This is a genomic window from Anaerotruncus sp. 80, from assembly GCF_009936115.1.
GTDB classification, from domain to species: domain Bacteria; phylum Bacillota; class Clostridia; order Peptostreptococcales; family Anaerovoracaceae; genus Senimuribacter; species Senimuribacter intestinalis.
Genome location: NZ_QWES01000069.1, coordinates 1 through 708, shown reverse-complemented (window position 1 = coordinate 708; position 708 = coordinate 1). Strand labels below are relative to the sequence as shown.

The following is a 708-nucleotide window of genomic DNA, read 5'->3' as shown; positions in this document are numbered from 1 at the left end:
AAGGACAGAAGTTTACGACCCGAAGGCCTTCTTCCTTCACGCGGCGTTGCTGCATCAGGCTTTCGCCCATTGTGCAATATTCCCCACTGCTGCCTCCCGTAGGAGTTTGGACCGTGTCTCAGTTCCAATGTGGCCGTTCACCCTCTCAGGTCGGCTACTGATCGTCGCCTTGGTAAGCCGTTACCTTACCAACTAGCTAATCAGACGCAGGCCCATCCTTTGCCGATAAATCTTTGACCATCTGCTCATGTAACCAAATGGTGTTATCAGGTTTTAATCATCGTTTCCAATGGCTATCCCTGTGCAAAGGGCAGGTTGCCTACGCGTTACTCACCCGTCCGCCGCTTTCCACTGACTCCTTCAACCGAAGTATCTGTCATCAGCTTCTCGCTCGACTTGCATGTGTTAGGCACGCCGCCAGCGTTCATCCTGAGCCAGGATCAAACTCTTAATTAAATGGTATATCAAAGACTAATGTCTTAAATATCTTTCCTTAAGAAATCCTTGTTCGGATTCTGAACGCTTTGCGCTCTTGCAATATATTCTTCTTAGAATTATTGTTCTTCTTTTAAGAAATTGTCGCGAACTCTCACAAACTAGTAATGTCTTACCAATTTGCTGATTGTTCAAATTTGTTTTGACTAAATTTCTACACTATGAAGTTGTCTAGGTTCTGTCTGCTCTTTCAAGCGGACTGCTGTCCTTGCG

1 rRNA gene is annotated in these 708 nt (G+C 45.8%); it reads right to left on the bottom strand.

Going from position 1 to position 708, the window contains the following annotated elements:
• A 16S ribosomal RNA gene (locus D1155_RS15515) occupies nucleotides 1–456 on the bottom strand; the annotation flags it as partial.
• Nucleotides 457–708: the final 252 nt, after the last annotated feature.